Below are 1,632 nucleotides of genomic sequence, written 5' to 3' on the forward strand. Positions count from 1 at the left end.
TAGGGTGTCGAAAAACCCCAATTTCGACACCAAAAATTTTTCCCACTTTTCAGAAAAAATAAAAACCTAACAAATAAAAACATTTAAGTAAAAAAATAGTATAGTAAATAAGAGAAATATAGAAAAGAGAGAAAAAAATATGCTACAAACATCAAAACTATATCAAGCAAGAAATAATTGGAGAAAAAAGGCAATAGAGAGAGCCGATGAGATAAGAGAGTATAGAAAGACAACAAAAAGGCATAAAGAGACAATATCAGAATTGAAAGAAGAGATAAAGAGATTAAAACAAGAGTTAGGAAAAGAAGAGACAAAAAAAAATATAGTCATAACAATATAATAAAAAGAGATGAATCAAACTCTCAACAAATCCGAATAACATCAATACTACTTATTTTAAGTGCCGTAGTCTCCTATCGAAGTATCCCCAAAATTTTAAACATATTTAACAATCAAACAGCTCTAAATGTAGAATGGATTCCACACTTTACATCAACCATCAATTGGATAGGGAGAGTTGGTGTAGGAATGTTAAAAGAGATAAAGAAAATTGATAAACCGTGGATTGCTATCATTGACCATTCAATTAATATTGGAACAAAAAAACTTTTTGTTGTTCTTAGAATAGAGCTAGATGTTTTATGTAAAAAGGATAAGGCAGTAACACTAGAAGATTGTGAATGTGTTGGTTTAAAAATTTGTGAAGTGGTTAATGGAGAGAGTGTAAAGAAAGATTTAGAAGAGATTTTTAAAATCTCAGGAAACCCGAATGCAATTATCAAAGATACAGACTATACCTTAAATAAGGGAGTTAAGTTATATAATAAGAGTCGAAAAAAGCCTATTTTATTAATAGAAGACATTAGTCATGTTGTCGCTAAATCGTTAAAAAAAGAGTTTGAAGAGACAAAAAGTTATAAACAGTTTACACAACTGATAAAAAATGGTTCAGCGAGAATCAGAAATACAGAGATTGCATTTTTAACTCCTCCAAAATTAAGAAACAAAGCTCGTTTCCAAAATGTTAGTAGATTAGGAAAATGGGGAGAGAAGATGATGAAACATTTTAATATCAGAGGTAGAGCAAAAAAAGGTTCTATTTTAGAGAGACTACGTCTTGCATTTCCTGGATTTAGCAGACTAAAACCGTTTATTTTAAACTTTTCAAAAACAACAGCTGTTACATCTAAAATCATGCAGAGATTAAAAAATAAAGGATTAGAAAAATCTACCTATGATGAATGTAAAATTATGTTAAAAGAGCTTCCAAAAAGTTCAAGAACAGCCAAATCTTTAAGAGATTGGTTAGATAGACATCTCAAAATTCAAAAACAACTTGGCTCTTATCCTATGCCTATTAGCAGTGATATTATTGAGTCACTCTTTGGTAAGTTTAAACATACGATAGAAAAAAGTCCACAAAGTGACATGAACCATTCGATACTAATTATTCCTCTTTTATGTGGAAAAATAAGTGAAGAAAAAATCTCTGATGCTTTAAACAGCGTTAGTCAAAAAGAGTTAAATGAGTGGAAAGAGAAGCATATTGGTAAAACTATGAGGATGAAGAGGATTGATTTTCTTAATCAAAATATCCAAAAAGTGGGAAATAGTTAAATACTATATAGGGTG

The 1,632-nt window shown here is 29.8% G+C and carries 2 protein-coding genes; both read left to right on the forward strand.

Features of this window, described 5'->3' with window-relative positions; all coding sequences use genetic code 11:
- Nucleotides 1-139 precede the first annotated feature (139 nt).
- On the forward strand, nucleotides 140-340 hold the full coding sequence (locus MV985_RS08365) for a hypothetical protein (RefSeq protein WP_297465228.1): 201 nt from the start codon (nucleotides 140-142) through the stop codon (nucleotides 338-340).
- A 188-nt stretch (nucleotides 341-528) separates the two neighbouring features.
- Entirely contained in the window at nucleotides 529-1,617 is a 1,089-nt protein-coding gene (locus tag MV985_RS08370; RefSeq protein ID WP_297465230.1) for a hypothetical protein, read from the forward strand.
- Nucleotides 1,618-1,632: the final 15 nt, after the last annotated feature.

The organism is Thermococcus sp. (assembly GCF_027012695.1).
Lineage (GTDB): Archaea > Methanobacteriota_B > Thermococci > Thermococcales > Thermococcaceae > Thermococcus.